30 protein-coding genes are annotated in these 26,429 nt (G+C 69.2%); 19 read left to right on the plus strand and 11 right to left on the minus strand.

Features of this window, described 5'->3' with window-relative positions; genetic code table 11:
* The first annotated feature begins 1 nt into the window (after position 1).
* The 8 genes from xdhC (at position 2) to AQI88_RS30225 (ending at position 7,800) form a co-directional block, all read left to right on the plus strand.
* Complete coding sequence (gene xdhC, locus AQI88_RS30190; protein WP_107118703.1) at positions 2-811, plus strand: xanthine dehydrogenase accessory protein XdhC; 810 nt, start codon at positions 2-4, stop codon at positions 809-811.
* A 254-nt stretch (positions 812-1,065) separates the two neighbouring features.
* Positions 1,066-1,518 carry a nucleoside deaminase gene (locus AQI88_RS30195; RefSeq protein WP_107118711.1) on the plus strand — a complete coding sequence of 151 codons (453 nt, stop codon included), beginning with the start codon at positions 1,066-1,068 and terminating at the stop codon, positions 1,516-1,518.
* Between the two features lie 249 nt (positions 1,519-1,767).
* Positions 1,768-2,727: a cucumopine synthase-related protein gene (locus AQI88_RS30200; protein WP_067005363.1), complete on the plus strand. Its 960-nt coding sequence runs from the start codon at positions 1,768-1,770 to the stop codon at positions 2,725-2,727.
* Positions 2,728-2,816: 89 nt separating this feature from the next.
* Entirely contained in the window at positions 2,817-3,863 is a 1,047-nt protein-coding gene (locus AQI88_RS30205; protein ID WP_067005194.1) for an NAD(P)/FAD-dependent oxidoreductase, read from the plus strand.
* Positions 3,864-3,928: 65 nt separating this feature from the next.
* Positions 3,929-5,710 carry a carbamoyltransferase family protein gene (locus AQI88_RS30210; RefSeq protein WP_317934080.1) on the plus strand — a complete coding sequence of 594 codons (1,782 nt, stop codon included), beginning with the start codon at positions 3,929-3,931 and terminating at the stop codon, positions 5,708-5,710.
* 12 nt (positions 5,711-5,722) lie between these two features.
* Positions 5,723-6,202, plus strand: coding sequence for an SRPBCC family protein (locus AQI88_RS47960; protein WP_067005196.1), 480 nt, complete (start codon positions 5,723-5,725; stop codon positions 6,200-6,202).
* Positions 6,203-6,207: 5 nt separating this feature from the next.
* A complete protein-coding gene (locus tag AQI88_RS30220; protein ID WP_067005197.1) occupies positions 6,208-6,834 on the plus strand; it encodes a histidine phosphatase family protein in 627 nt (208 codons plus the stop codon).
* 588 nt (positions 6,835-7,422) lie between these two features.
* Positions 7,423-7,800 carry a hypothetical protein gene (locus tag AQI88_RS30225; protein ID WP_067005198.1) on the plus strand — a complete coding sequence of 126 codons (378 nt, stop codon included), beginning with the start codon at positions 7,423-7,425 and terminating at the stop codon, positions 7,798-7,800.
* Between the two features lie 438 nt (positions 7,801-8,238).
* Here AQI88_RS30225 and AQI88_RS30230 read toward each other — a convergent pair whose 3' ends face one another.
* Entirely contained in the window at positions 8,239-9,000 is a 762-nt protein-coding gene (locus AQI88_RS30230; protein WP_067005199.1) for a phosphoglyceromutase, read from the minus strand.
* Positions 9,001-9,163: 163 nt separating this feature from the next.
* Between AQI88_RS30230 and AQI88_RS30235 the strand changes: the two genes are divergently transcribed.
* Positions 9,164-10,417, plus strand: coding sequence for an MDR family MFS transporter (locus tag AQI88_RS30235; protein ID WP_067005200.1), 1,254 nt, complete (start codon positions 9,164-9,166; stop codon positions 10,415-10,417).
* Positions 10,418-10,483: 66 nt separating this feature from the next.
* On the opposite strand, the gene AQI88_RS30240 is transcribed toward AQI88_RS30235, so the two are convergent.
* Complete coding sequence (locus AQI88_RS30240) at positions 10,484-11,728, minus strand: helix-turn-helix domain-containing protein (RefSeq protein WP_067005202.1); 1,245 nt, start codon at positions 11,726-11,728, stop codon at positions 10,484-10,486.
* A 2-nt stretch (positions 11,729-11,730) separates the two neighbouring features.
* A complete protein-coding gene (locus AQI88_RS30245) occupies positions 11,731-12,045 on the minus strand; it encodes a putative quinol monooxygenase (RefSeq protein WP_067005204.1) in 315 nt (104 codons plus the stop codon).
* Positions 12,046-12,298: 253 nt separating this feature from the next.
* Between AQI88_RS30245 and AQI88_RS30250 the strand changes: the two genes are divergently transcribed.
* The 6 genes from AQI88_RS30250 (at position 12,299) to AQI88_RS30270 (ending at position 15,284) form a co-directional block, all read left to right on the plus strand.
* Positions 12,299-12,670, plus strand: a complete 372-nt coding sequence (locus AQI88_RS30250) for a hypothetical protein (RefSeq protein WP_067005207.1) — start codon at positions 12,299-12,301, stop codon at positions 12,668-12,670.
* Positions 12,670-13,029 (plus strand): hypothetical protein, encoded by a 360-nt coding sequence (locus tag AQI88_RS30255; protein WP_067005209.1) that lies wholly within the window; start codon positions 12,670-12,672, stop codon positions 13,027-13,029. The genes AQI88_RS30250 and AQI88_RS30255 overlap by 1 nt, the downstream gene beginning before the upstream one ends.
* A 53-nt stretch (positions 13,030-13,082) precedes the next feature.
* Positions 13,083-13,349, plus strand: coding sequence for a hypothetical protein (locus AQI88_RS30260; protein WP_067005210.1), 267 nt, complete (start codon positions 13,083-13,085; stop codon positions 13,347-13,349).
* On the plus strand, positions 13,346-13,612 hold the full coding sequence (locus AQI88_RS30265; protein ID WP_079057892.1) for a hypothetical protein: 267 nt from the start codon (positions 13,346-13,348) through the stop codon (positions 13,610-13,612). Before AQI88_RS30260 ends, AQI88_RS30265 begins: the two co-directional genes overlap by 4 nt.
* A gap of 356 nt (positions 13,613-13,968) precedes the next feature.
* Positions 13,969-14,100 (plus strand): hypothetical protein, encoded by a 132-nt coding sequence (locus AQI88_RS48595; RefSeq protein WP_279616581.1) that lies wholly within the window; start codon positions 13,969-13,971, stop codon positions 14,098-14,100.
* A 17-nt stretch (positions 14,101-14,117) separates the two neighbouring features.
* Complete coding sequence (locus tag AQI88_RS30270; protein ID WP_067005365.1) at positions 14,118-15,284, plus strand: methyltransferase domain-containing protein; 1,167 nt, start codon at positions 14,118-14,120, stop codon at positions 15,282-15,284.
* Between the two features lie 175 nt (positions 15,285-15,459).
* On the opposite strand, the gene AQI88_RS30275 is transcribed toward AQI88_RS30270, so the two are convergent.
* Both AQI88_RS30275 and AQI88_RS30280 read right to left on the minus strand, forming a co-directional pair.
* Entirely contained in the window at positions 15,460-15,669 is a 210-nt protein-coding gene (locus AQI88_RS30275) for a hypothetical protein (RefSeq protein WP_067005212.1), read from the minus strand.
* 275 nt (positions 15,670-15,944) lie between these two features.
* Positions 15,945-16,154, minus strand: a complete 210-nt coding sequence (locus AQI88_RS30280) for a hypothetical protein (protein WP_067005214.1) — start codon at positions 16,152-16,154, stop codon at positions 15,945-15,947.
* A gap of 798 nt (positions 16,155-16,952) precedes the next feature.
* Between AQI88_RS30280 and AQI88_RS30285 the strand changes: the two genes are divergently transcribed.
* Positions 16,953-17,603, plus strand: a complete 651-nt coding sequence (locus AQI88_RS30285; protein ID WP_067005216.1) for a DUF2637 domain-containing protein — start codon at positions 16,953-16,955, stop codon at positions 17,601-17,603.
* Between the two features lie 113 nt (positions 17,604-17,716).
* Here the strand turns inward: AQI88_RS30285 and AQI88_RS30290 are convergent, their stop codons facing one another.
* Positions 17,717-18,229 carry a type III secretion system chaperone family protein gene (locus AQI88_RS30290; protein WP_067005218.1) on the minus strand — a complete coding sequence of 171 codons (513 nt, stop codon included), beginning with the start codon at positions 18,227-18,229 and terminating at the stop codon, positions 17,717-17,719.
* Complete coding sequence (mshA, locus tag AQI88_RS30295) at positions 18,222-19,559, minus strand: D-inositol-3-phosphate glycosyltransferase (RefSeq protein WP_208615940.1); 1,338 nt, start codon at positions 19,557-19,559, stop codon at positions 18,222-18,224. The genes AQI88_RS30290 and mshA overlap by 8 nt, the downstream gene beginning before the upstream one ends.
* An 870-nt stretch (positions 19,560-20,429) precedes the next feature.
* On the opposite strand from mshA, the gene AQI88_RS30300 reads away from it, so the two are divergent.
* The 3 genes from AQI88_RS30300 to AQI88_RS30310 all read left to right on the plus strand — a co-directional run bounded on the left by AQI88_RS30300 (position 20,430) and on the right by AQI88_RS30310 (position 24,179).
* The gene (locus tag AQI88_RS30300; protein ID WP_079057894.1) at positions 20,430-21,245 is read left to right on the plus strand and encodes a class I SAM-dependent methyltransferase; all 816 of its coding nucleotides are present in this window, start codon (positions 20,430-20,432) and stop codon (positions 21,243-21,245) included.
* A gap of 215 nt (positions 21,246-21,460) precedes the next feature.
* The gene (locus AQI88_RS30305; RefSeq protein ID WP_067005222.1) at positions 21,461-22,546 is read left to right on the plus strand and encodes a C40 family peptidase; all 1,086 of its coding nucleotides are present in this window, start codon (positions 21,461-21,463) and stop codon (positions 22,544-22,546) included.
* A gap of 334 nt (positions 22,547-22,880) precedes the next feature.
* On the plus strand, positions 22,881-24,179 hold the full coding sequence (locus tag AQI88_RS30310) for a PP2C family protein-serine/threonine phosphatase (protein WP_067005224.1): 1,299 nt from the start codon (positions 22,881-22,883) through the stop codon (positions 24,177-24,179).
* Positions 24,180-24,296: 117 nt separating this feature from the next.
* Here the strand turns inward: AQI88_RS30310 and AQI88_RS30315 are convergent, their stop codons facing one another.
* From AQI88_RS30315 to AQI88_RS30330, 4 genes are all read right to left on the minus strand, one after another.
* Positions 24,297-24,644 (minus strand): DUF2516 family protein, encoded by a 348-nt coding sequence (locus AQI88_RS30315; RefSeq protein WP_067005368.1) that lies wholly within the window; start codon positions 24,642-24,644, stop codon positions 24,297-24,299.
* 106 nt (positions 24,645-24,750) lie between these two features.
* Positions 24,751-25,344 (minus strand): hypothetical protein, encoded by a 594-nt coding sequence (locus tag AQI88_RS30320; protein WP_067005226.1) that lies wholly within the window; start codon positions 25,342-25,344, stop codon positions 24,751-24,753.
* A 74-nt stretch (positions 25,345-25,418) separates the two neighbouring features.
* Complete coding sequence (locus tag AQI88_RS30325) at positions 25,419-25,910, minus strand: helix-turn-helix domain-containing protein (RefSeq protein ID WP_067005228.1); 492 nt, start codon at positions 25,908-25,910, stop codon at positions 25,419-25,421.
* A 113-nt stretch (positions 25,911-26,023) separates the two neighbouring features.
* Positions 26,024-26,429 (minus strand): HAD domain-containing protein (locus tag AQI88_RS30330; protein ID WP_067005230.1); only part of this gene is annotated, 406 nt, incomplete at its 5' end.

A 26,429-nucleotide genomic window follows, 5' to 3' on the forward strand; every position in this document is an offset into this window, starting at 1 on the left:
CATGACGTGGGTCGCCGCGGTCGCACGGTTGCGAGCACGCCGGGAGCCCGGTGTGCTGGTGACCGTCGCGACCGTGCGCGGCCACGCCCCGCGTGACGCCGGTGCGAAGCTGGTCGTGGGGCAGAGTGCGACGTGGGGCTCGATCGGCGGCGGCAATGTCGAGGCCGTCGCGATCGATCGGGCCCGAGAGATGATCGCAGCGTCCAAGCCGGAGCCCGAGCTGATGGATTTCGCGCTGAACGACAAGGTGACCAACCAGCACGGCGTGCAGTGCTGCGGCGGCACGGTCCAGGTGCTGCTCGAACCGCTGCCGGTGGTACGGGCCGTGGCGATCTTCGGCGTCGGGCACGTCGGCCTTGAACTGGCGCGCATCCTGGCACGTCAGGACCTCGACCTCCACCTGATCGACACCCGCTCCGACATCCTCACCAAGGAGCGGCTCGACGTGCTGGCGGACGCGGTGGCGCAGGTGCACACGCATCACACGCCGCTGCTGCCCGAGGAGGTGCTGGAGGAGCTGCCGCGCGGCACCCACATCCTGATCATGACTCATGATCACGCCGAGGACGCCGCCCTGTGCGACGCCGCCCTGCGCACCCCCCATCTCGGCTCCATCGGGCTGATCGGGTCGGCGGCCAAGTGGGTGCGGTTCCGCAAACGCCTCGCCACCGAGGGCGGTCACGACGAAGCCACCATCGATCGGATCAAGACCCCGATCGGGCTGGCCGACATCACCGGCAAGGAACCCGCGACCATTGCCGTGAGCGTCGCTGCCGATTTGCTGCGCACTTTCGAGACCGAGGAGAGCTGACCCTCCGACCGGATGTTTCGGGCAGAAGGCGCTGGCATTACCGCGTCCTGCCATTCATGTGAATCTACAAGAGGGGCCAGCCGACCAGCCAACTCCTTCATGGTTTCGGTGACTGACCCTCGACGGGGCCCGACGGGTGTACTTGCGCTGTTCCGCACAAACAGCAACGGGGAGTTCCCGCCGTCTGCAAAAGAGGAGTGACCGTGACCGCGTACACCCAAGAAGCGAGCGTCCAGGAGATCGAGCGCGCCTGGATGGACGAGGCCATCGGCCTTGCCACCGAGAGCGTGAGGAACGGCGGCGGTCCGTTCGGCGCACTGATCGCCAAGGCCGGAGAGATCGTCGCGATCGGGAACAACAAGGTCACGTCGCACCTGGACCCGACGGCACACGGCGAGGTGAGCGCGATCCGTGCCGCCTGCCAGAAGCTGGGCACCTTCTCGCTCGAGGGCTGCGTCCTGGTCACCTCGTGTGAGCCGTGCCCGATGTGTCTCTCCTCCGCGCTGTGGGCGCGAGTCGACCGGATCATCTTCGCCGCCGACCGGGATGACGCCGCGGTGGCCGGTTTCGACGACCGCAAGTTCTACGACCTGTTCGAAAAGCGGCCCGCGGAGCTGTGGCCGCTGGCGATCGAGCGAGTGGACATGCCGAACCGCACGGCACCGTTCGACGCGTGGCTGGCCAAGTCCGACCGCGTCGACTACTGAGAACCCGCTTGAACGAGGCCTCTGGGCCGCCGTGTTGAGACATCCGACGCCTCAACACAGCGACCTGGGGGCCTCGTCGGCTTTCTGCCTTTGTGTGCTTACCCAAGCCCGCCTGAGCTGCGGTTCCGTAGAAACGCACAAACTGCGGGTCCCGGGCCGATCAAGGTTTCATACTTTCAACGCCTGCCCGGAACAGGCCAGTTGGCGATGGACTTCTCGGACAAGCCGAACCAACGAACGGGGAAAGCCTTGTCCGAGAAGCTGCCTGGCCGTCAGATCGAGATCTCCTGGCCCGACCTCGGCATCACGGTCACCGCCGACCTTGACGACCGCAACCCGGCACTCGCCGACGCCCTGTGGGAGTCCTTGCCCTACCAGAGCCTCCAGGGACACGCCCTCATCGCGGGAGAACACCTCTACCACGTAGCGCCGATACCCACTCTGCTGCACACCCCCCACACGACCCGTATCCCCGACCGGCGCGAGGCCCCCAACGGCACCGTGTTCTGCTCCGGTCTGCAGCACCTGGGCATCAAGTACGGCACCCTGACGGAGCCGATGCCCGCCACCCCCGTCGGCCAGATCCGTGCGGCGGACATGCCCGCCCTGCTGGAAGCCGGGGCCGCGATCTGGGACGCCGTCTACTCCACGAAGAAGCAGATCATCGCCGAAGTCCGCCGCGCAGGCGAGCCGGGCGGCCACCGCATCCCGATGCTCCACGCCACCAACACGGCCGCCAGTCACCTGATCGCCGACATCGTCGCCGAGACCGAGAAGATCTGGCTCGCGCCCCCGGCCGAGCTGGACGACCTCCACCAGGGCATCATCCCCTCCCAGGCAGGCAACTTCGGCACCGTCCTTCCCACCCTGCTGTTCGTCAACGGCGAGACCCGGCCCCTGGGTTACGCCGCCTACGGCGGACTCGTCCGCGCCGCCGTGCAGGACATGCCCATGGCCTCCCTCGTCCACATGGCCCGCCTCCTGGTGGGAGTGCCCGCCGAGTTCCTGGGCTACTGCGGTCTGGAGAAGCTGTGGGCGTTCACCCAGCGCTTCCTCGGCGTCCTCGACCGCCTCGACCGAGACGACTTCTACGCCGTCACCAGCCAGATGGCCCTCTACATCAACTGCCTCGGCGGCTGGAACCTCCAGCTGTACCCGTGGGAGACCGGAGACCACCTGCGTCAGCAGGACGCCACGGTCGGCGCGTAGCCATGCCCGGAGCGAAGTCCTCCGAGGAGATGACGACACCGGCGCTCATCCCCGCCGCCTGAAACCCGCACCAGAGGAGAAGGAAGACCTTGAGCGCCCTGCCTGCCCGCGCTGACGCCGTCGTCATCGGCGGGGGAGTGATCGGAACCTCCGCCGCCTACCACCTCGCCGAAGCCGGCGTGAACACCGTGCTGCTGGAACGCGGAAGCCTCGGCGGCGGGGCATCCGCGCACACGGCGGGCATGGTCCGCACCTACTTCCCCGGCGACCCCTCTACCGGGCAGATGGCCGTGCGCAGCCTGAACGCCTATCACGACTTCGCCCGCCACACCGCAGCCCCTCTGGCCCTGAAGCGGCTCGGTTTCATGGTGCTGTTCACCGACGAACGGCAGATCGCCGATTTCGAGGCAGGCCATCAGGCCCAGCAGGCCGCCGGCGTCCAAGTCGGCCTGATCAGTGCCCGCGAGGCGGCCGGACTCAACCCGCTGATCAACGAGCGTGCCGTCCTGGCCGCCGCCTGGTCTCCTGAGGCGTACCACGTGGACGGCCTCGACATCGTCCGCGGCTACGCCGCCGCCGCCCGCAATCACGGCGCCCGCCTGTTCACCCACACACCCGTTACAGGCATCGACGACGACAACACCGTCCACACCCCGCAGGGCAGCATCAAGGCGGACAGCATTGTGTGCACGGCCGGGCCCTGGTCCGGCGAGGTGGCATCCATGGCGTCGGTCGACCTGCCGATGAAACCCCACGCGATCGAGATGCTGTTCACCGACATCCCGCCCTCCCCGCACCGCGAGATGCCCATGACGATGCACGCCGCATCCGGCCTGCGGATCCGCTCATGGAAGGACCGCATCCTCCTCGCCATGGGCGTACCCAAGGCCGGCGAGTCGCGCGAAGCCTGGCTCGGCCGCATCGCCGGCCATCTCGGCACCCTGTTCCCCGCTTTGGACGGCATCGGCCTGCATCGCGCGTGGAGCGGCGACTTCGACGCCAGCCCCAACAACACCGCCTTCATCGGCGAACACTCCACCCGCCGCTTCCTGTACGCGGCCGGATTCACCGGCGCGGGCCTGTGCCAGGCACCCGCGGCCGGGGAGAGGCTCCGCGACCTGCTGATCGCCAAGTAGCCCCATAACAGTCCATAACAGGAAAGAATGCCGTGATTGTTCTCGGATGTAATGGTTTCAGTCGGGTGTCGGAGTTCTTCTCCGAACGCCTCGGCGCGACCGGCATCAACAAGCACTACCTCTTGGGCCACGATGCCGCCGCCGCACTCCTGATCGACGGCCGCCTGGTCGCCGCGGTGGAGGAAGAACGCCTCAACCGGGAAAAGAAGACCACCGACTTCCCCGCGAACGCGATCGACTGGTGCCTGAAGGAAGCCGGGATCACGTTCGACGACGTCGACCTGTTCGCCTTCCCCTGGAACTGGTCCCCCCAGGTTCTGAACGAGATCCTGGACGGCATCCGTACCTCGTCGATGCCGCAGGCCGCGAAGACCCGCCTCATGTGCGACATGGCCGACCTGTTCGACCAGGTCGTCAGCCACGAAGCGATCCTCGCGGACTTCGAAGCCCGCACCGGACACCGCCCCGACCCGGCCAAGGTCCGCTTCGTTCCTCACCACCTGGCCCACGCCACGACCGGCTACTACCTCGCCGGCATGAAGGACTCCGCGTTCCTCGTCAGCGACGGCCGCGCCGAACGCTTCTCGACCTTGACGGGCGAGATCCGCGACGGCCGGATCACCGTCTTCGACGACACCGTCACCGGCGCCCAGTACTCCATCGGTACCCTGTTCTCCGCGATCACCCGCTTCCTCGGCTTCGTCCCCAACAACGACGAGTACAAGGTGATGGGGCTGGCCGGATACGCCGCCCCGCCGACGCCGAACCCGTTCATCGACAAGCTCCTGACGCTGCACGACGACGGGCGCTACAGCTTCACCAAGCCCCTTCAGACCGACAACCTGCACAGTCACGACGCCCTGTTCGAGGAGTACTTCGGGCCCTTCGGGGACACCCTCGCCTACACGTCCCGCGTCGCCGCCGCCGCGCAGCAGATGCTGAACGTCGCCACCGCCCACCAGGTCCGCCACCTGGAGAAGAGGACGGATCTCGACCGGCTGTTGTTCGAAGGCGGCGTCGCCCTGAACTGCCTGAACAACACCCCGATGTTCGAAGGCTCCCGCTTCGAGGACATGCAGGTCAGCTTCGGCGCCTCCGACACCGGCATCACCATCGGAGCCGCAGCCCACGCCTGGCTCAACCACCCCGACACCGCCCCCGCGGACATCCGCGCCGCCGCCTCCGAACCCGTCACCCCCTATCTGGGCCCGGCCTACGACGAGGCCGCGATCGAGGAGGCCCTTCAGGCTTTCACCGGCCGCGTCGTCGTCTCACGCCTGGACGACGACGAGGTCATCGAGCAGGTGGCGAAGCTGCTGACGAAGAAGGTCGTCATCGGCTGGTTCGAAGGCCGCATCGAGCACGGGCCACGCGCGCTGGGGCATCGCAGCATCCTCGCCAACCCCGGCTTCACCGACATCAAGGACATCATCAACACCCGGGTCAAGCACCGTGAACCCTTCCGCCCGTTCGCTCCCCTCGTCCTCGAGGAGCAGGCACCGGAGATCTTCGACATGGGGCGTAAGACCAGTTCCCCGTACATGACGTTCGTCTTCCCCGTCCGCGACGAGTACAAGGACCGCATCCCCGGCGCCGTACACGTGGACGGCACCTCCCGTATCCAGACCCTGACCGACGAGGGAACCCCACGGCTCACGGCGCTGCTGCGGAAGTTCATCGGACTCACCGGCACCCCATGCCTGATCAACACCTCGTTCAACGTCGCCGGCGAACCCATCGTCTGCACCCCTGCCGACGCCCTGAACTGCTTCATGGGCACCGAGATCGACTATCTGGTCCTCGGAAACCACCTCATCGCCAAGACCGACAGCGTCAAGCACCAGTAGAAAGAGCACCCCGTGCCGATCCAGCGCAAGCACACCATGTACCACTCGACCATCCTCGACGCCGACCCGGACACCGTGTGGGCGACCATCCGCGACGCCATGCAGATCCTGGAGATCGTGTCCCCCGGCGACCTGGACGTCCACCGGGACGTCAGCTGGGTGGAGGGCGGCTCGGTCGAAACGGTCCCGGCCCGCTACGACTTCCGGCTCACCCTCAGCGGCAAGGTCGTCCAGCAGGAGATCGCCGCCCGCGACGAGATCAACAAAACCCAGTCCTACCGGGCCGTCGCGCCCACCAGCGGAGTTGCCAGCTACGAGGCCACCATCCGCGTATTCCCCATCACCAACGACCCGTCCCGCAGCTTCTTCGACTGGTCGCGGACCCTGGAGATCGCCGAGGACGCCGATCTGAGCGTGGTCGAGGGCATCATCGACATCATGGAGAAGCAGACCGACGCCGTACGCGACCACTTCGCGCAGACCGCGAAGTGAGTGACGTGACGACGCTCGTACTGTTGCGGCACGGCGAAACCCTGCTCACCCCCCAGCGGCGGCTCTCCGGCAGCGGAGGATCCAACCCGGGACTCTCACCGGCCGGACGCCGCCAGGCCGAAGCGGCAGCAGAGGCTCTCGCCCACCGCGGCGACATCGCGGCGGTCGTCACGTCACCGATGCGGCGCTGCCAGGAGACCGCTCGGTCCGTGGCCGCGCGCCTCGGCCTGAGCGTCCGGGTCGACCGGGACCTGCGGGAAGCGGACTTCGGCGCCTGGGAGGGCCTGACCTTCACCGAAGTCCGCGAACGCTACCCGGACGACCTGAGCGCATGGCTCGCCTCGCCCGAGGTTCCTCCCTCGGGAGCAGCCGAGACCATGCAACAGGTCGCCCGCCGGGCCGCCGCCGTACGAGACGGCCTGCTGGCCCAGTACGCCGGCGCCACGGTTCTGGTCGTCTCCCACGTCGGCCCCCTCAGAACCCTGATCCGCCTCGCCCTCCAGGCCCCACCACACAGCTTGTTCCGCATGGAAGTCGCAGCGGCCTCCCTGTCGACGGTGACGTACGACGAGGACGGCACCGCCACGGTGCAGGCCGTCAACGACACTCACCACTTGGTCAGACATCTGTGAAAACGCCCCCGATCCGCGCCGTAAGCGCAGGTCGGGGGCTTGATCACAAAGCCTGCTTCTTCTTGCCCCGGGTCTGGGGGCCCGTTTTTCGCCCCTGGTCAGCGGGCCGCGCACCTCAACTGACCTGCGGCCGGGCCGTCGTTGTCGGTCGTTGTCGGTCGCCGTCAGTCGACTTCGGAGGGCCCAGAGAGGGCCCGGCGGTGTCGCCCCGGCCTCACTCACGACGTGGAGCAGCCTTCGCCCGGCTTGCGAGTTCCGTCCGTGAAACCGTGCTCTGCGGGACGTGTTGGACGCTGAGCAGCCTCATGGGGGGGCGCACGCGGTACACAAGGAATCCGTTCCGGTTGCGGGCCGGCAGGCACTGTAGGAGCGTGATGGTGAAGGGTCTCTGGGCTGCCGAATCGCTGGTGAAAGCGCGGCGGCTGGCTCCCGGCCCATTCACGGACGACCTCGCGAAACCCAGCGCTCTCTGAGCCACGCCTGTCATTCCGGCATCCGGGTCGGTCCGCCCAGAACTACGCATACACCAACGAGCAGGTGATTCCCATGCCTACGCGCATGTCTCGGAGGCATCGTTCTCTCGCGGCCATGGCCCCGATCATCACCGCAGTGCTGGCCGGAGGTCTCCTGTCGGCCCCTCCTGCCTCGGCAGCGCCTCCAGTCGGGACGGTGTCCTTCAGCGGCAAGGTGACCTGCAAGAACGCATTCCCGGCCCCCAACAACTCTGTCCCCACCCGGGTGTCGCTGGACAGCGGTGAGGACGATGCGTCGGGCCCCACCAACAACCCGACCAACCGCAGGGCGACGTTCGGTCCGATCAGCCTCGACGCGCCGTTGGACTCGTCATTCGCCCTCGCGGTCGACGTCACGTGCAAAGCACCGGGGAAGAAGGCCCAAACGTTCTCCAGAACGATCACACAGGACAACCTCACCGAAGGTGACACAGTCGCACTGAACGTCAAGTAGGCGCACATCGCCCCGTCGGGCCACCGGTCTGACGGGGCGTCTGCCTTGCTGAGCAGCCAAGCGGCGTTGATGTCAGGGTGTCATCCCGTTTCCGCTGGTCAAGTCGTCGTTGGCCCCGCGGGACCCAACCGGCAAGAGGTCATGCGGCAGGGCCACCTCACCGGCCCGGCGCTGAGCGAGCCACCCTGAGCGCCTGTGGGACGGTGTCTCGGTGCGTACGTGCTGGAACGGGCGGCGAGCCGGGACATCCAGCCTATGACCCGTGTATCCCCTCCCCTGGTGCTGCGCCATGCGGTGCAGCACCACACGATGCCTGCACTCTTCAAGCAGGGACCACTTCGGCTCTCACACAGGCTGCCTGGGCCCACAGTGGGCCCAGGCCGTAAAAACGCCCCCGATCCGCGCTATAAGCGCAGGTCGGGGGCATGATCGAGAAAGCTACTTCTTCTTGCCCTGGTTCTTGACCGCCTCGATCGCCGCCGCGGCCGCCTCCGGGTCGAGGTACTTGCCGCCCGGGGTGACCGGGTTGAAGTCGGCGTCGAGCTCGTAGTACAGCGGGATGCCTGTCGGGATGTTCAGGCCCGCGATGTCCGCGTCCGAGATGCCGTCCAGGTGCTTGACCAGGGCGCGCAGGCTGTTGCCGTGGGCCGCGACCAGGACCGTGCGGCCGGTCAGGAGGTCGGGGACGATGCCGTCGTACCAGTACGGGAGCATGCGGACGACGACGTCCTTCAGGCACTCCGTGCGGGGGCGGAGCTCCGGGGGGATGGTCGCGTAGCGCGGGTCGTCCGACTGGGAGAACTCTGTGCCGTCCTCGAGCGGGGGCGGAGGGGTGTCGTACGAACGACGCCACAGCATGAACTGCTCCTCGCCGAACTCCGCGAGGGTCTGCGCCTTGTCCTTGCCCTGCAGGGCGCCGTAGTGGCGCTCGTTCAGGCGCCACGAACGGTGGACGGGAATCCAGTGGCGGTCCGCGGCCTCCAGGGCCAGCTGGGCCGTGCGGATCGCGCGCTTCTGGAGCGAGGTGTGGACTACGTCGGGGAGCAGGCCGGCGTCCTTGAGCAGCTCACCGCCACGGACCGCCTCCTTCTCGCCCTTCTCGTTCAGGTTGACGTCCACCCAGCCGGTGAACAGGTTCTTCGCGTTCCACTCGCTCTCGCCGTGGCGGAGGAGGATCAGCTTGTACGATGCGTCGGCCATGCCTCAGAGCGTAATCGACGCATTCGGCCCCCCGGAGCACACGCCCAGCAGCCGGACAGTTGACGGCATCTGTTAATTGAGTGGCCTCGGTCAACTCCACGCTTGTAAGTTGCGCATGCCGCTTGAGCTGCTTACGTCGCCGTGCATCCGTGGGGGTCCTGAAATGTCCGTCGCCCGTCTCAGACGAGCCGCCCGGGAGAGCGTCTCCGGGCTCCCCCGTGAGTTCTGGTGGCTGTGGACCAGCACCCTCGTCAACCGGCTGGGCGCCTTCGTCGCCACCTTCATGGCGCTCTACCTGACGCTCGACCGCGGCTACTCGGCCTCGTACGCCGGTCTCGTCGCCTCCCTGAACGGGCTCGGCGGGGTCGTCTCCTCGCTGGGCGGCGGGGTGATGGCCGACCGGCTCGGCAGGCGGCCCACCCTGCTGATCGCGCAGACCGCGACCGCCGGCTCCGTCGCACTGCTCGGCTTCATGCACGACCCCGTCGCCATCGCCACCGTCGCCTTCCTCGTCGGCATGGCCTCCAACGCCTCCCGGCCCGCCGTGCAGGCGATGATGGCCGACATCGTCCGGCCCGAGGACCGGGTGCGGGCCTTCTCGCTGAACTACTGGGCCATCAATCTCGGCTTCGCCGTCTCCTCCATGGCCGCCGGGTTCATCGCCGAGTTCAGCTATCTCGCCGGGTTCCTGATCGAGGCCGGGATGACGCTGGCGTGCGCGATCGTCGTCTTCCTCAAGCTGCCCGAGTCACGGCCCACGGCCGACGCCAAGCAGGCGGAGGCCGACATCAGCCTCGGGACCGTGCTGCGCGACGGGCGGTACATGGCCGTCGTAGGGCTGTCCTTCCTCGTCGCCCTCGTATTCCAGCAGGGCTCGGTCGGACTGCCGGTGGCCATGGGACGGGCGGGGTTCTCGCCGGCCGACTACGGCCTGGCCATCGCCGTCAACGGCATCCTGATCGTCGCCCTCCAGATCCCGGTCACCCGCTTCATCGAACACCGCGATCCGCGCACCCTCCTGGTCGCCTCCTCCCTGCTCGCGGGCTACGGCTTCGCGCTCACCGCCGTCGCCGGGTCGGTCGGCGTCTTCGCGCTCACCGTGTGCGTGTGGACCCTCGCCGAGATCGTCAGCGCACCGACACAGACCGGGCTCGCCGTCCGGCTGTCGCCCGCGCACGGGCGCGGGCGCTACCAGGGCGTGTACACGCTGTCGTGGTCCGTGGCCTCTCTGGTCGCGCCGCTGATGTCCGGCGCCGTGATCGACCGGTTCGGGGCGGAGTGGCTGTGGGGGATGTGCGCGGTGGTGGGGACGGCCGCGGGGGTCGGGTACGGGGTGCTCATGCGGGGGTTGCCGAAGGAGGATCCGTCCGCCCCCGCGCCGGAACTGCAGCCGCGCGCGTCGGAGCAGGCCGCCTGACCAGTGTTCACGCTCCCGTGTCCCACCGCCCGGAGCATCTCGAACCTCAGCCATTCGATCCGCGCGCTACCCCATGGCATCCGCGCGCTCAGCCAGACCACGCAGCTCAGGCGAGGCTGAGCGTCCACCCATCAGCATCAGCTCACGGATGGCACCGCGCGCCGCGATATGGCTTCTGACCAGGTCGGGCGCGATCTCTTCAGCTCTGAGCAAGCACGCAAGCGCGTCGCCGAACTGCCGACGTTGCAGGTGAGCACGGCCGAGATCCATCAGCAGCCTGGCCTGTCGCTCGACGGACATTGCGCCGATGTCCAAATCCTTGGCCGTGTCAAGGGCTTCCCCTGCATCACCGAGGTCGACCGCCGTGGAGACCGCCTGGACCTCGACATTCGTAGGGCCGAATTCCAGATTGAAGTCGTTGCGGTCAACTCCCATGCGGGCAGCTACGTTTCGAGCCCTGTCGATCTGCTCGCGAACGGCGGATCGTTCGCCAGCGCGTGCATGCACCGACGCCAGCGCGAGGTGAAGTGAGCCGACAACCGACAATTCCTCCACGGGGGTCGACGCCGCTTCGGCGTGCCTTGCAAGCGTGTTGAGCGCCGTGGCGGCAGCGTGCTCGGCCTGGTCCAGACGCTTGAGCCGTACGAACGCGTGGACCAGCCGGAAGACCCCGACGAAGACCCCAAGACGGTCGCCGGCGAGTTCGGCTGCGCGGATCGCCCGGTCTGCCGCCAGCCATGCGGCATCTGCCTCGTCCTGCCGGACAAAGGCTGCCGACAGGGCTTGGTAGCTGCGGGCCAACAGCCGGTGGATCTCCGGCCGGAATTCGCCGGGGGCGGTTCGCGCGGCGCGTTCCAAGCGAGGCAACAACGTCCCCAGGGCCTTGCCCAGCTCTGCGAACTGATCTCCATGAGCGAGCCTCCAGACCCGCTCCACCTCGTCTCGCAGCTCGTGGAGCAGATCAGCACGGAAGTCCTCCCGGGGCTCGAGGACGACGTCCAGCGCCGAGTGCCCGGAGATGACTAGCCGTGCTTGGTCCAGATCATTGAGCAGTGCCTCGTCCGTAACCCCCATGTCAGGTCTCGCCGCACCGGGAGCCTCGGGCTGGAGGACTTGCAAAGGAACGCCGAGTCCTTCGGCGAGCAACCGCAGAACATCCAGCCGGTTCACCGGCTGGATGCCTCGTTCGACCTGCGACACCCAACTCGCCGTCCGCCCGATCGCTGCGGCCAGTTCGCTCTGGGTGAGGTCACGCTGTCGTCGCAGCTCGGCCACGCGCGCCCCGAAGGCCCGGCGCCCCTCCAATGGCATTGCTACGCCGCCACCTTCCCCGCAACGGCGTTGAGGAACGTCACTTCGACGCCCCTCAGGTATTGCTCGCGTTCAGCGAGGAACCGCTTGGTGTGCGGCTGAGCCTCATGCGTCTCGAACGCGGCACGATCCGCGTACAGCTCGTAGAAGACGCGGATCAGTGGCTCGCCGACAGGCGTGTGAGTGACGTACGTCAGCGTGCCCGGCTCCTGCTCTTTGATCCCCTCCAAGGTCTCAGCAGCCAGATCATCAAAGGCAGTCGCCGCCTCCTGGTCGCGCAGCTCGAAGCGCACGACCAGCCCGAAGCCTTCACCCATGAGCACTCCTTCCATTGGCGCCAAGTCTGTCAGGTACGCAATCCAGCTACGAATAGCAGAGTTTCTTAACTCGCAGAGAATCTGCGAGTATGCTCGTAGTCGTGCCGCTACCAGGCGTGATCTGACCTGCGACGCACGTCAGTTGAACGTCCTCCCGTCACCGTCTGCCGCTTGGGGGCGCCACAACACGACAGACCCCCGCGACCGCTGACACGGCCCGGGGGCATGGCCCACCTGAAGAAAGCAGGTAGACATGCCGCACTGTATCGCCCTCCTCTGCGCGCTGCTGCTGAGACTGCTGCTGCCCCCGCGCGGTCGGCACCGCGCCGCTCCGTGCTCCGTCGGCACCTCACTGGAGCCGTCCACCACAATCACCCACGCAGAGCCCCGCGTACGGCTCCAGCCGCCCGCCCCACCCTGCTTCCGAGGCGAGGACTCTCCCCTAGTACGTCCCTACGTCCTCTCCGCCACCGAGTGGAACTGCCTCAAGCGCCACCGGCAGCAACAGCGCCGGCGTCGGCACCCCCTCTGGCTCGCCGTGTACGGCATCGACCTCGGCCCCCGTCTGATCCACGGCGCGAAGATCAAGGGTGAAGAGATCAACGGCGTAAGGGTGGCCGCGTAATGGACAACCCCACCACCCCCACCACACGCCGCACCACCCGTCTCCTGCCCTGGTCCGGCCCCGAGGGCAAGCCCTGCTACCTCCTCACCGACGACAGCAGGGGCGGCCGTCTCTCCCGACTCGCCGACAGCGTGGAGTCCATCCATCTGGGCATGGGCGATCAACTACTTGGGCATGCACGGGCGTTGATCAACCATCCCAGAACCGGACCCGTCGAACTCCGGTACCTCTCCACACGATTGACCGAGTCCCTGCGGGACGTCCTTCGCGTCGCCAAAAGCCGCGGGGCCCGACTGCCAGTGCCCGACAGCGATGGGGACGACCCGGAGCGTGAACCGGAAGACGACAACCGGCTGTAGCCCATTCGACACCCCTCCCCCGCAACGACTGGCATTGAGCCGCTGGAGAACTGATGCATGAACTGATCGTTGCCCCGTTCCATGACGAGTACCTCCTGCGCGACACAGTCCTCGTGCGCGCTCCCTCGCCGTACGGCATGGCCCGCGCGTTCTGGGAGACCAACAAGCACTGTGACTATGTCGACCGCGCGGGCAACACCAGGGCCATCCACCTGACCGACGGCCGCGGTCCAGTAACCCGTGCCGTACGACGCCGGATCCTGCTTCAGCAACTGACCGAAGGGCATCGTCGCAGGCAGGTCGCGCGGAGGCTGTCGTGACGACCACGAGCCTCATGCACCGCTCCCACCCGTGGCTGGGCCGGGTCGTCACCGACCCGGTCACCGGCCGCCGGGGAATTCTCCGCGCCATCGCACCGGAGCCCGACGGCCTTCAACTGGTTCCCTCCCGCGCGTTGACGAAGAAACCGCCGGTTGCGTGGCTTCAACCGGAAGGCGGTGGCGTCGAGTGGGCGACGTCCCCGAGTGCCCTCTCCGACCCGGCGCCGATCACGGCCGACACGCACCCGAAGGCGCAGGTGTGAGAGAGCGGATCGCGGTCGGCTGACGCCCTACAGATCTCCGGCCGGAAAACCCTGGACGGGTCGAGCCGGCCGGAACTGGCGTCGGAGATCACGTCCCCCGATGCTTCCCCGGCGCCTTCAAGCGCCCGGCCGGGGCGCGCTGCTCGTTCACAACATCACGCCCCGGCCGGGTCCCACCCGAAGGAAGGGAGACCGCCTTATGGGGAAACAGCCTCCGTCGCCGCCCCCGCCGAAGCCGCCCAAGCCATCCAGTCCCCGGCCGGCGGACCGGGCTCTCAGCCGATCCCGGTGAACGGGTGAAACGCGGTCTGCGGGCCGCTGCACCAGAAACTGACACGACGACAAGGAGGACCCCGATGGGATGGGGAACCGGTAAGGGCGGATCGGGCGGCGACGGCAAACACGCCGGCGGCAAGGACCCGGGAACGTCGAAGCCGTCCTCGGACACCAGCCAGCCGAAGCCCGATCCGAAGCACAAGAAGGGCTGACCTTCAGCATGCGCGCCATGAGCACCGAGGAGCAGGCCGCCGCGCGTGGCCTGCTCCGCGCCGTTTCGGAAGAACTCGGCCCCCTCGGGCTCGAGCTGGAGGCAGCCTTCCATCGCGCCCCGCGCCACACGTTTCTGCCCCGCCTGGTGTGGCTGGACCATGAAGGCGACTGGACACCCTGCGACCGTGAGCTGGAGCCCGCGCGGTGGCTGGAGGCCGCCTACGCCAACGCTTCGGTAGTCACCCAGGTCAACGACGGCCAGGACCCCGAAGACGGCGACCTGTGGCCGTCTTCGTCCGCGTCCGCGCCGTCCATCGTGTTCCGCATGCTGCGGATGCTCGACCTGAACCCCGCGCACAGAGTTCTGGAGATCGGCACCGGTACGGGATGGAACGCCGGTCTTCTCGCCGCTCTCCTCGGGGACGAAAACGTCACGACCATGGACGTGGACCCCATGCTCACCGATCCAGCGGCACGTTCGCTGAAGGCTGTCGGTCTTCAGCCGGAAGTGACAGCGGCAGACGGCGCGGGCGGTTTCCCGCCGTCGGCGCCGTACGACCGGGTTATCGCCACGTGTTCCGTTCGCCGCCTGCCCTACGCGTGGGTGGAACAGGCCCGGCCCGGTGGACTCATTCTCACTCCCTGGGAAACACCCTGGTTCTGCTACGGGCTGCTGCGCCTGCACGTGGGCGGCGACGGGATCGCCTCGGGCCGCTTCTCCCCGCACTCCGCATTCATGCTGATGCGCGGACAGCGCACAGACCTGCGGATCTACCGCGACGTAGTACGGGACGAGCACGAGCCCGCCGAGTCGAGTACGAGCCTTGACCCGTGGATTGTCGCCGGCCAGGACGCCGCAGCGCAGTTCGCCGTCGGGCTGCGGCTGCCGGACGTGTGGCATGCCTGGCATGAGCAGCCGGACGTGCCGGGTGTCGAAGTCCGCCTGTGGCTGGCGACCACGGACGCTACGTCATGGGCCGCCGTCGACTGGGACGGCACCTGTGGCACCGACCTGTACACCGTCTGGCAGTACGGCCCCCGCCGCCTGTGGGACGAAGTGGAGGCGGTCTACGCGTGGTGGACCGAGCGAGGGCGTCCCCCTGTCGAGCGGTTCGGGCTCACTGTCGCTCCCGAGGGTCAGCGGGCATGGTTGGAAGACCCCTCCCGGTCCTGGAACGTCTGAAGCCGCTCCGAACCCGAGGCCGCCCGCCCCGCGCGGGTGGCCTCGGCCGCCAGTGGCTCATCGCGCGGTCCTGGGTCGAGACCTCTGCTGTGAGTGCCACCGGTGAAGAAGAAGATCCCCTGCCCCCACACCGAGACCATCACGGTGCGGGGCAGGGATGAAGGCACGCCAGCCGTCAGCGGCCGACGGACTGGTCGAAAACTGACCCGGGCTGGCCGAAGTTGGTCATGCCCTTGCCGAAATCGGAAGTGCTCGGCGACATGCTCCCGAAATCGAATCCGCTGTTACTCGTATCGTCATGGCCGTCGGCGAGGGCCTGGCCCGCGCCTCCGAGCAGAACGGTTCCGGCGAGAGCGATGGCGGCCAGCACGGTCGGTGCACGCATAAGCGTCTCCTTGTCGGTCGGTGTGTGATCGCCAGAGGTATGCCGCCGGCCCACACGCGAGAAGCGCTGACGTGCACACAAGCACCCGAATAGACGGCGCACATGGCGCTACCCGCACCGCGGCCCTCGCCGGAGGAAGGGTCGTCTCCGCCGGCTCCGTCGCGCTGCTCGGCTTCATGCACAACCTGAGGAGCCAGGGCGTCCATGGGACATGACCGAGCCCCCTGCCTGGGGATTCTCCGCCGGCAGGGGGCTCGGTGCAGCGATCGGCGCGGTCAGAAGGAGGCGCTGAAGCCGACCTGGTTGTACTGGCCGAGGGCGCCCAGCGCCTCGCCCTTGACGGCGTCGAGCTGGGACAGCAGGTCGGCGCTGCCGAGGGTCGTGGGGCCGGCGGTGACACTGGCCTCGGGGCTCAGGCCGCCGGAGACGTTGTCGAGTTCGGCGTCGGAGATCTCGAGGGTCTGAACCTGGTGAGCGGAGTTCATGGGGAAACTGCCCTTCGCATGGGTGGTCCACAAGGGGAAGCGGCCTCGCTGGGGACAGACGGTCGGCCGCAGCCGCAGGCATGCGCCATCCTTTTCAGGACACCTTGGCGCGATCCCGACGGCGCGAGCGATCAAATCACGGAGAGCGCCGGGCATCCAGCCAACCGCCACTTGCTCCAGGCCAGTTGGCAGTGTCCGGTGACTCATCCGTGCGGGCACGCTCACGTATTGGGGGCAGTTCCTCTACATGCCGCGCCACACAGGCAGGCCACAGCTCTTGCCACCGCGGTGCCGACCAGGACAACTCCGCACCAACGGAACCCACCCGGCGCCCAGTTGCGTACACCCTGTGCAGATTCCGTTCACGGATGCATCCGCGTCCAGGAGCACGGGGCGTACGGGAGCAGGAAACGCTCCCCGCCTCCTCCAGTGAGCCCCCCAGCCGCCTGAGTCGGCGTAGCGCATGAACGCGGTGGTGGGGACTCTGACGGGCGGCAAGGCCGGGTCGGCACCGACCATTTAATTTCGATATTCATGGAATGTTCCCCCGAATGCCCGACAACCGCGCGTCCGCTCACCTTCGTTAGGTGACCGTGACGCGATTGGACTGGCACGTAGCCGAAGATCATCCGACGACCGCACTGCGCTGGGACGGAGATGCGGACCACAAGTCGTGCTCCGACCTGCTCCATGATTTCCTGAGTAAGATCAACAGAATGGAAAATGAATATCGGCGGGCGATGACGGATTTGTACGGGGCCTCCTGAGGGAGAGCGCGGAGGATCCGGAGGATTATCGATGGACAGGATTTACGACGACACCGGTCTCTACGACCCCGTCTGGAGCGTCCCCGAGCCGGACATCGCGCCGCCGAACGACTGGGACCCGGTCGAAGAGCTGGCCCAGATACTGTCCACGACGGCGAGCGTGACCCCCGCTCCCACCCCACCGGACGTGCCGTCCCGTCACAGGAGCAGCCGTCGTCGCCTGCGTCAGGAATCTCATCTCCTCGACGGCGGCCGGCGCACCGCTCACGTCACGCTGCTGATCGCCATGGTCTCGCTGTGCGCGGTGTGCATGCTGGGATGGTCCGTCTCGTATTCCTACGGCCAACTGCGCGGGATCGCCTCGTCCGTGCTGCCCATGAGATTGGCGCAATGCTGGCCGCTGACGGTGTACGGGCCGTGGTTCGTGGCCGCTCTCTCCGTTCTGCGGGCCACCGTTCAGCGGCGGAGTGCGCGGCGTTCCTGGTGCGTTGTGGTCACCGCCTCCGCGATGGCCGTGGCGTTGTGCGTCAGTAACGCGTCCCATGCCGTGCTTTCGTCAGTGATCTACGGAATTCCGCCGGTCACCGCTCTGGTGTGCTTCGGGGAACTCGTCGGCCAGATCTCGGCCAAGAGCCGGCCCCGGCACGCCACACATACCGATCGGCCGATTTCCAAGCCGTGAGAGGCCGCGAAAGTCGTTTAAGCCGTTTAAGTCGTGAAAGATGTGAGGCCGTGACGGCGTGAAAAAGCCGTGAGGCGGGGAAAGCCGTGGAGGGGCTGCGCGGGCGGAGCGCGTCAGTCCGCGGGGCGATCGGCCGGACGTTCGATCAGGTGCTTGAACGCATCCAGGTTCCGCGTCGGCTCCCCGCGGGACACCCGCCACGCGTACTCCTTGCGGATCGCGGAGGCGAAACCCAGCTCCAGCAGGGTGTTGAAGGCACCGTCGGCCGCCTCCAGGACCTGGCCGAGGAGGCGGTCGATCTCCTCGGCGGTGACGGCGGTCAGAGGCAGGCGGGCGGTGACGTAGATGTCGCCGAGGCGGTCGACGGCGTAACTCACGCTGTACAGCTTGAGGTTGCGCTCCAGCAGCCAGCGGTGGACGCCCGCCTCGTTCTCGTCGGGGTGGCGGATGACGAAGGCGTTCAGGGAGAGGGTGTGGCGGCCCACCAGGAGGCTGACGGTCGTGGAGAGCTTGCGGGTGCCGGGGAGTTTGACGACGTAGTTGCCGGGCTCCGGGCTCTCCCACTCCAGTTCGGCGTCCTTCAGGACACCCTCGACGACCTGCGCGCCCTTCGCCACATCACCCATGCTGGGAGCGTACGCGACGGCGGTGCGACTGCGTCGCCGCCGTGTACACGTCGGCGGTGGCGGCCGCCGACCTGTCCCAGCCGAAGGACTGCGCGTGCCGGGCTGCGGCAGCACCCATGCTCGCGGGCAACGACGGTTCGTCGGCGAGACGGCGCAGCACGCGCGCGTAGTCGGCCGGGTTGTGGCCCTCCACGAGGAAGCCGGTGACGCCGTCGCGTACGGCCACCGGAAGGCCGCCGACCGCTGCGGCGAGCACCGGTGTCCCGGCCGCCTGGGCCTCTATGGCGACCAGGCCGAAGGACTCGCTGTAGGAGGGCATGACGAGGACGGACGCGGCCCGGAACCAGTCGGCGAGCTGCTCCTGGCCGACCGGCGGGCGGAACCGTACGACGTCCGAGACGCCGAGCCGGGCGGCGAGCTTCTGCAGGCCCTCGGGCTTGGCGAGGCCGCTGCCGCTCGGGCCGCCGACGACGGGTACGACGATCCGGGAGCGCAGCTCGGGACGCTCGTCCAGCAGGGCGGCCACGGCCCGGAGCAGGATGTCCGGGGCCTTGAGGGGCTGTATGCGGCCCGCGAAGAGCGGGATCAGGGCGTCCTCGGGGAGGCCGAGGCGGGCGCGGGCGGCGGCGCGGCCGTCGGCGGGGCGGAAGCGGTCGAGGTTCACGCCGGGATGGACCACGGCGACCTTGGCGGGGTCGGCCGCGTAGTGCCGGACGAGTTCGTCGGCCTCTTCGGCGGTGTTGGCGATGAGCCGGTCGGCGGCGGCGACGATCTGGGTCTCGCCGATGACGCGGGCGGCGGGCTCGGGCGTGTCGCCGTCGGCCAGGTTGGCGTTCTTGACCTTGGCCATGGTGTGCATGGCGTGCACCAGGGGCACACCCCAGCGCTGGGCGGCGAGCCAGCCGACGTGGCCGGAGAGCCAGTAGTGGGAGTGGACGAGGTCGTAGTGGCCGGGGCGGTGGCCGGCCCAGGCCTGCATGACGCCGTGCGTGAAGGCGCACAGCTGGGCCGGGAGGTCCTCCTTGGCGAGGCCCTCGTAGGGGCCGGCGTCGATGTGCCGGACGAGGACGCCGGGGGCGAGCTGGACCGTGGGCGGCAGGCCGCCCGCGGTCGCCCGGGTGAAGATCTCGACCTCGATGTTGATCGCGGCCAGGCGCTGGGCCAGCTCCACGATGTAGACGTTCATGCCGCCGGCGTCACCGGTGCCGGGTTGGTGGAGCGGTGAGGTGTGCACGGAGAGCATGGCGACGCGGCGGGGTCTGCGGTGCAGCCTGAGCCGCGAGGGAGCCGCCGGAGAGCGTCGCCCGAGCCTGCTGACGTACTGGCTCACGTGGCGTTCCTCCTTGCTGCGGGCATGCCGGCCGGAGGGCCGTCCGCGCCCTCCGAAGGGAGGCAACAGCGGGCGGGTGCCCGCCATTTCCCGAACAAGCGACTTTACTCAATCATGACCTTTGATCGCTCAACCGTTCGATGCCGGGTCACGCGACCGGCCGGCTCGCCAGGCGTCCAGCCGGGGGACAGACCGGCATGCTCATGACCGTCGCTTGACCGGCCGGAAAGCGGACCACCGCGATCGCGGGCACCGCAACCGCCCTGATCACAGCCGACGGCAGCATCGTCGTCACCCTGCGCCGCAAAGCAGCACACCGCACACGCTGACCCGCCCACGGCCCACGCAGACCCCGCGGGCCACCCCACGCCGACGGCGAGCAGCACCCCGTCACCCGCCCGCGGCCGCACCCACCTCGCCGAAACCCGCGCGGGCAACAGCACCCCGACCATCGCAGGCACCACGGCCGCCCTGATCACAGCCGACGGCAGCATCGCCGTCCCCCAGCGCCGCAAAGCAGCACACCGCACACGCTGACCCGCCCACGGCCCACGCAGACCCCGCGGCCCGCCCCCACACCGGCAGCAAGCAGCACCCCGTCACCCGCCCCCGGCCGCACCCACCTCGCCGAAACCCGCGCGGGCAACAGCACCCCGGCCATCGCGGGCACCACGGCCGCCCTGATCACAGCCGACGGCGTCACCCTGCGCCGCAAAGCAGCACACCACTCGCACTGATCCACCCGCGGCCCGCACGGACCCGGCGGCCCGCCCCCACACCAGCGGCGAGCAGCGCCCGTCGACGGCTGCACCCACCTCGCCGAAACCCGGCGAACGGCCCGGCCGGCAGCGTCCGCATACCCTCGTACGTATGACAGCCCGCGCGACGACCCGCCCCGTGGGAACGGTGACGCGCGGGACGACCAACCCCAATCGGCTGCGGCGTATGGACCGCTGGATCGCGGCCACGCACGGTGCCGAGCTCAGGCGTGCCCAGGATCCGGTGGCGGTCGACCTCGGGTACGGGGCGGCGCCCTGGACCGCCGTCGAACTGCTCGGCCGGCTGCGTACCGTCGCCCCGCGCGCGCGAGTGGTCGGCGTCGAGATCGAGCCGGAGCGGGTCGCGGCGGCTCGGCCGTACGAGCGGGACGGGCTGGCTTTCCGGCACGGTGGCTTCGAGGTCCCCGTCACCGGGCGCCCGCTGCTCGTGCGGGCCGCCAACGTGCTGCGGCAGTACGACGAGGACGAGGTCGCCGCCGTGTGGCAGCGGCTGTGCGCACGGCTCGCCCCGGCCGCGGGCGGCTCGCGCGGGGGCCTGCTGGTCGAGGGGACGTGCGACGAGATCGGGCGGCGGCACGTGTGGGTGGCGCTCGGCCCGGAGGGACCGCGGACGGTGACCTTCGCGACCCGGCTCGGCTCCCTGGAACGCCCCTCGGACCTTGCCGAACGGCTGCCGAAGGCGCTGATCCACCGCAATGTTCCCGGCGAGCCGGTGCACACCTTCCTGCGCGACTTCGACCGCGCCTGGGCCGCCGCCGCGCCCTACGCCTCCTACGGCGCCCGCCAGCGCTGGATCCGCGCGGTGCGCGACCTGAGGGCCGACTGGCCGGTGACGGACTCGCCGGCGCGCTGGCGGCAGGGGGAAGTGACCGTGGCGTGGGGGGCGTTGGCGCCGGGCACCCGCTGAGCACCCGGGGCCGCCACCAGCCGAGGGAACGATCTCCCCGCTTGGTACGTCACATCGGCGAGGTGATCGTCGTAGGCGGCGGGGGCAGGGGGAAGCGCGCGGAGCGGGCGGGGCGAAAATCCGACTTCCGATGACCTCTGTCGCTTTGCGCCTGTCCGTGGCACGATCCCTCAGGCGACCACAAGTTACTGACGGTAAATCAGTTTGGGGGACGTATGGGTACGGGCAAGCGCGGCCTGCTCATGGCTGCCGTGACCGTGGTCTGCGCGGTGACCGTGCTGGCCGCACCCGGCACGGCGTTCGCCGCCCCGAAGCCCACCCCGAGTACGAGCGCGACGCCGAGCGCGTCCCCGACTCCCCCGCCCGACAAGGATCTTGAGAAGGTCCGCGAGAAGCTCGACAAGCTCTACCACGACGCGGCCGTGGCCACCGACGCCTACAACGCGGCCGAGGAGAAGGCGAAGCAGCAGTCCGCCCGGATCGTCGCGCTGGCCAAGAAGATCGTCGAGGGGCAGCAGAAGCTGGAGCAGCTCAAGGACCAGGCGGGCGCGGCGGCCCGGGCGCAGTACCGCAGCGGCGGACTGCCACCCACGGCCCAGTTCCTGCTCAGCGACGACCCGCAGCAGTTCATCGACGGGGCCGGGACGGTGCTCAACGGCCAGCGGGCGACCGACAAGCTGATCACCGAAATGACCCGCACCCAGAAGGACTTGCAGAGCTACGCCGACGACGCCTCCGCCGAGTGGCAGAAGCTGGAGGCGGGCCGCAAGGCCAAGGCGGCCGCCAAGAAGAAGGTCGAGCAGCAGATCACCGAGGCCGAGCAGCTCGAATCCCGGCTGGAGAAGAAGCAGAAGGAGCGGCTCGCCCAGCTGGAGCAGGAGGCCGCCTACAAGGCGCAGACCTCCTGGCTGGACACCGGCATCCTCAAGGAGATCAACGCCAAGGCCTCCGAGCAGGGCAAGAAGGCGGTCGAGTTCGCCTCGGCCCAGCTGGGCAAGCCGTATGTGTGGGGCGCCGAGGGGCCCCTCTCCTACGACTGCTCGGGCCTGACCTCCCAGGCCTGGGAGAAGGCCGGCCACCCCATCCCGCGCACCTCGCAGGAGCAGTGGAAGCAGCTCAAGCACGTCGACATCAAGGACATGCGCCCCGGCGACCTCATCATCTACTTCGACGACGCCAGCCACGTCGCGATGTACGTGGGCGACGGCGCGATCATCCACGCCCCGCGACCGGGGCGGACGGTCACGGTCGCGGGCGCAGGCTCGATGCCGATCCTGGGGGTCGTACGGCCGGACGCGTGAGCGTCCTGCGCCCGTGTGCGTGACCTTCGTACGGCCGGACGCGTGAGCCAGGTCATGTGACGGCCCCCACGCGCCGCGGCGGCCCCTGCCATGTGACCCACCGCACGCCCAACCCCCGCCCCCACCGGGGCGGTACGTGAGCTTCGTCATCCCCGCTCCCCGGGCAGCCTGTCCAACTGCGGTAGGGAACGCGGCATATGACAGGGGTCTGCGCGGGAGCGGCGCGGCTCACACCATTCCATCGGGGTGGGCAGTACCGCTATGGTCACCCGACGGTGGGTCGAGGTCCCTCGCCCCGCCCATGCCCTCGGGGGGAGGGAAGGAACCCAAGACGATGCCCGTACCCATACCGCGGCAGAGAGCCATCCCGGCCGTGGAGAGTGGTCAGGCGCAGGCCGCCGCCCAAGGCGGCCCCCTCAAGGAAGAGGCTCACCGGAGCGCCACGGCCAGTACCGCCAACGGCACCACTCTCACCCTGCTCTTGATCGAGGACGATCCGGCCGGCTCGCCGATCGTGCCCGAACTGCTGGACCCCTCCGGCAAGCCGGTCCGCGTGCGCACCGCCCGCAACCTCACCGAGGCCGAGCGGCTGCTCACCGACGACGTCCACTGCATCCTGCTGGACCTCGCGCTCCCGGCGCCCGGCGGCAGCGGGGGCGACGACGAGCTGGCCGTGCTCAAGCACGTGCTGGAGCTCGCGCCCCGGCACGCCGTGCTCGCGCTGACCGCCTCCGGCGACGCCGAGCGCGGCGCCGAGGCCGTGCGCGTGGGCGCCCAGGACTACCTTTTCCGGGACGAACTGGACGGCCGCCTGCTCAGCCGTGCCATCCGCTACGCGGTCGAGCGCAAGCGCTCCGACACCGCCGAGCGGCGGCTGGCCGAGGGCCGGCTGCGCGCCCAGGAGAACCGCCGCCTCGAGCGCGGGCTGCTGCCCACGCCGCTGCTGGAGGGCTCCGCGCTGCGCTTCGCCGCCCGCTACCGCCCCGGCCGCTCCCGGGCCCTGCTCGGCGGCGACTTCTACGACGCCGTCCGCACCCCGGACGGCACCGTGCACGCCATGATCGGCGATGTCTGCGGCCACGGCCCGGACGAGGCCGCGCTCGGCGTGGAACTGCGCATCGCCTGGCGGGCGCTGACGCTGGCCGGGCTGTCCGGGGACGAGCTGCTGGGCACGCTCCAGGAGGTGCTGGAGCACGAGCGCGCGGACGAGGAGATCTTCGCGACGGTGTGCACGGTGGACATAGCCCCGGACGGCCGCCGGGCGGGCCTGTGCCTGGCCGGCCATCCGTCCCCGCTGATCGCCCGCCCCGGCCGCATCGCCGAACTGCTGCCGTACGACAACAACGGCCCCGCCCTCGGCCTGCTCCCCGGCGCCCGCTGGCCGCGGATGCAGGTGGAGCTGGGTGCCGAGTGGAGCCTGATGCTCTACACCGACGGCCTGATCGAGGGCCGGGTCGGCACGGACGGGGAGCGCCTGGGCCAGGACGGCATGGTGGACATGATCCGCCGCCAGCTCTCCGAGGGTCTGCGGGGTGAGGAGTTGCTGCGGGCCGCGGTGAGCGAGGTCCGTGACCTCAACGGGGGCGAGCTGACGGACGACGTCGCGGTGGTCCTGCTGGACCGGACCGGCTGAGCGGAGACCCGCCGTTCAGGGATCCGCCGTAGGCCGACTGCCGGTCCGCCGTAGCTGATCGCGCTCACGCGGCGGAGCCGCATATCAGACACAGCCCCGCGCCCCTTTGGGGCGCCGTTACCGGCCGCCGTTCCAGGGCCCGTACGGGCCGTCGCTGCTGCTTCCGCCGCGGCGGCGGCCCCAGCCGCTGCCGCCGGAGGCCTGCTTGAGCGCGGGGCGTACGTCCACGATGTAGACGATGCTCGCGACCACGCCGGCGATCGGCAGGATGGACAGGATCGAGAACAGATAGCTGACCACCAGCGCGATGCCGAGGATGATCAGCCAGAAGACCTTGTTCTGCTTGTCGGCCGCGCGGAAGGCGTCCTCGCGCCGGAACGCGGCGTCGAAGAGCCCGAACGCGGCGAGGGCCATCAGGACGATCTTCAAGATCCCCATGAACCCCGCGAAGCCCAACATCAGCATGCTGTCCACCGCCCGCTCTCTCCCGATCCGTACGCCGCCACCGTACCCATAGAACGGGCCGGACACCCCATAGGTGCCCGGCCCGTACCTGCCTGGTCGGCCATGCTCACTTGGCCGGCGGGGTCGTCTTCTTCGCGCCGGTGGCCTTGCGCGGGGCCGGGGCCTTCTTCGCCACCGGCTTCTTCTCCGCGGGCTCGGCCTTGGCCTCGGCCGGCTTCGGCTCCTCCTCGCCCTCGGCCGGCTCGGACCTGCCCTCGACGGTGATCGCCAGCTCCTCGATCTCCTCGGCGGCCTCACCGCGCCAGGTCTTCACCGCCTGCTCGCCGTGCTCGGCGACCTTCTCGTAGGTCTCGCGGGCCTTGACGGCGTACTCGGCGGCGACGCCGACCCCGCGCAGCGCGAGGTCCTGGGCGTTCTCGCCGAGCTTCTTCAGGTCGACGTCGAGGGTGCTGACGAACTCGTTGACCTTGGTCTGCAGGGTCGCCTGCGCCTCCTTGGCCCGGGCGGCGGCCTTCTCCTGCACGGCCTTCGGGTCGGTGTTGCGCACGGCCTCGATACGGGCCGGGGCCTCGGCCCGCAGCTGCTCGACCAGGGCGGGCACCTTCTTGGCCTGCTGGAGGGCGAGGTCGGCGGTGCCGGCGGCGAAATAGAGCGGGGTCGGGTCGCTGAGGGTCTTGCGCAGGTCGTCGGTGATGGCCATGGTGATGGTCCTCCCGGATTCGCGTTCGGCTGAGGTTGGTGTGGTCCGCGGTGTGCGGCCGGGCCCTGGTCCGGCTATCCGGCCGTCCGCCGCGGACCGGCATCACTGCCGCCGGCCGTGCGGGTGCCGCGTACGGCGGTGTCGCTCGGGACATCGGTGTCGTCGGGCCGTTCCTCCGCAGCCCCCTCACCGAGGTCCTCGGCCGTTTCGCCGACCCCGAATCCGTTCTCCTTGCGGAAGGACTCGTAGATCTGGAGCAGCACCTGCTTCTGCCGCTCGTTGAGCGTGGGATCGGCGAGGATGACCGCGCGGGTCTCGACCTCGTCCCGGTCCCGTTCGGCGTCGAGGATGCCGGCGCGGACGTACAGCGTCTCGGCGGAGATGCGCAGCGCCTTGGCGACCTGCTGGAGCACCTCCGCGCTGGGCTTGCGCAGCCCGCGCTCGATCTGGCTCAGGTACGGATTGGACACCCCGGCGGCGTCGGCGAGCTGCCGCAGCGACAGCTGGGCGTTGCGCCGCTGCTCGCGCAGGTACTCACCGAGATTGCCGACGTTGAGCGATGCCATGCCCCCCACCTTGCCCCACCGCCGCTAACAATTGCAAGCATCTGCTTGCAAGAGTGCGCCACGCCACGCGAAGGGTTCACCCCGACAGTCCAAGGACGCACCGGCCCGGCGCCCTATGAGGCCCCGCACCCGCCCCGGACCAGCCACTCCCGCAGGGTCGTGAAGTCGGCGTCCGTCAGGCCGTAGCGGTGGTCGACGCGGTGCAGGAGGGCCGGTTCCGGATGGTGTGCGGCGACCCAGGCGCGGTCGGCCTCGGTGAGTTCGTCGTCCACCCAGACGAAGGGGCGGCCGGCCGCCCAGGCGACCAGCGGGCGGGTTTTCCAGTGCAGGAGGCCCGGCGGCTCGTCCTCGTCCGGCCACTCGACGACCGGCAGCGGGGGCAGGCCCAGCCAGGGCGCCAGGCAGCTGTTGGCGTCCTGCATCCAGGTGGTGGCCCACACCAGCTCGCAGCCCAGCGCCGCGAGGCGTCGGCCCAGCGCCGGGTCGACGCGGTTCAGCAGCGGATGGCCGGCGGCATCC

It is taken from the genome of Streptomyces cellostaticus, assembly GCF_001513965.1.
Taxonomy (GTDB): Bacteria; Actinomycetota; Actinomycetes; order Streptomycetales; family Streptomycetaceae; genus Streptomyces; species Streptomyces cellostaticus.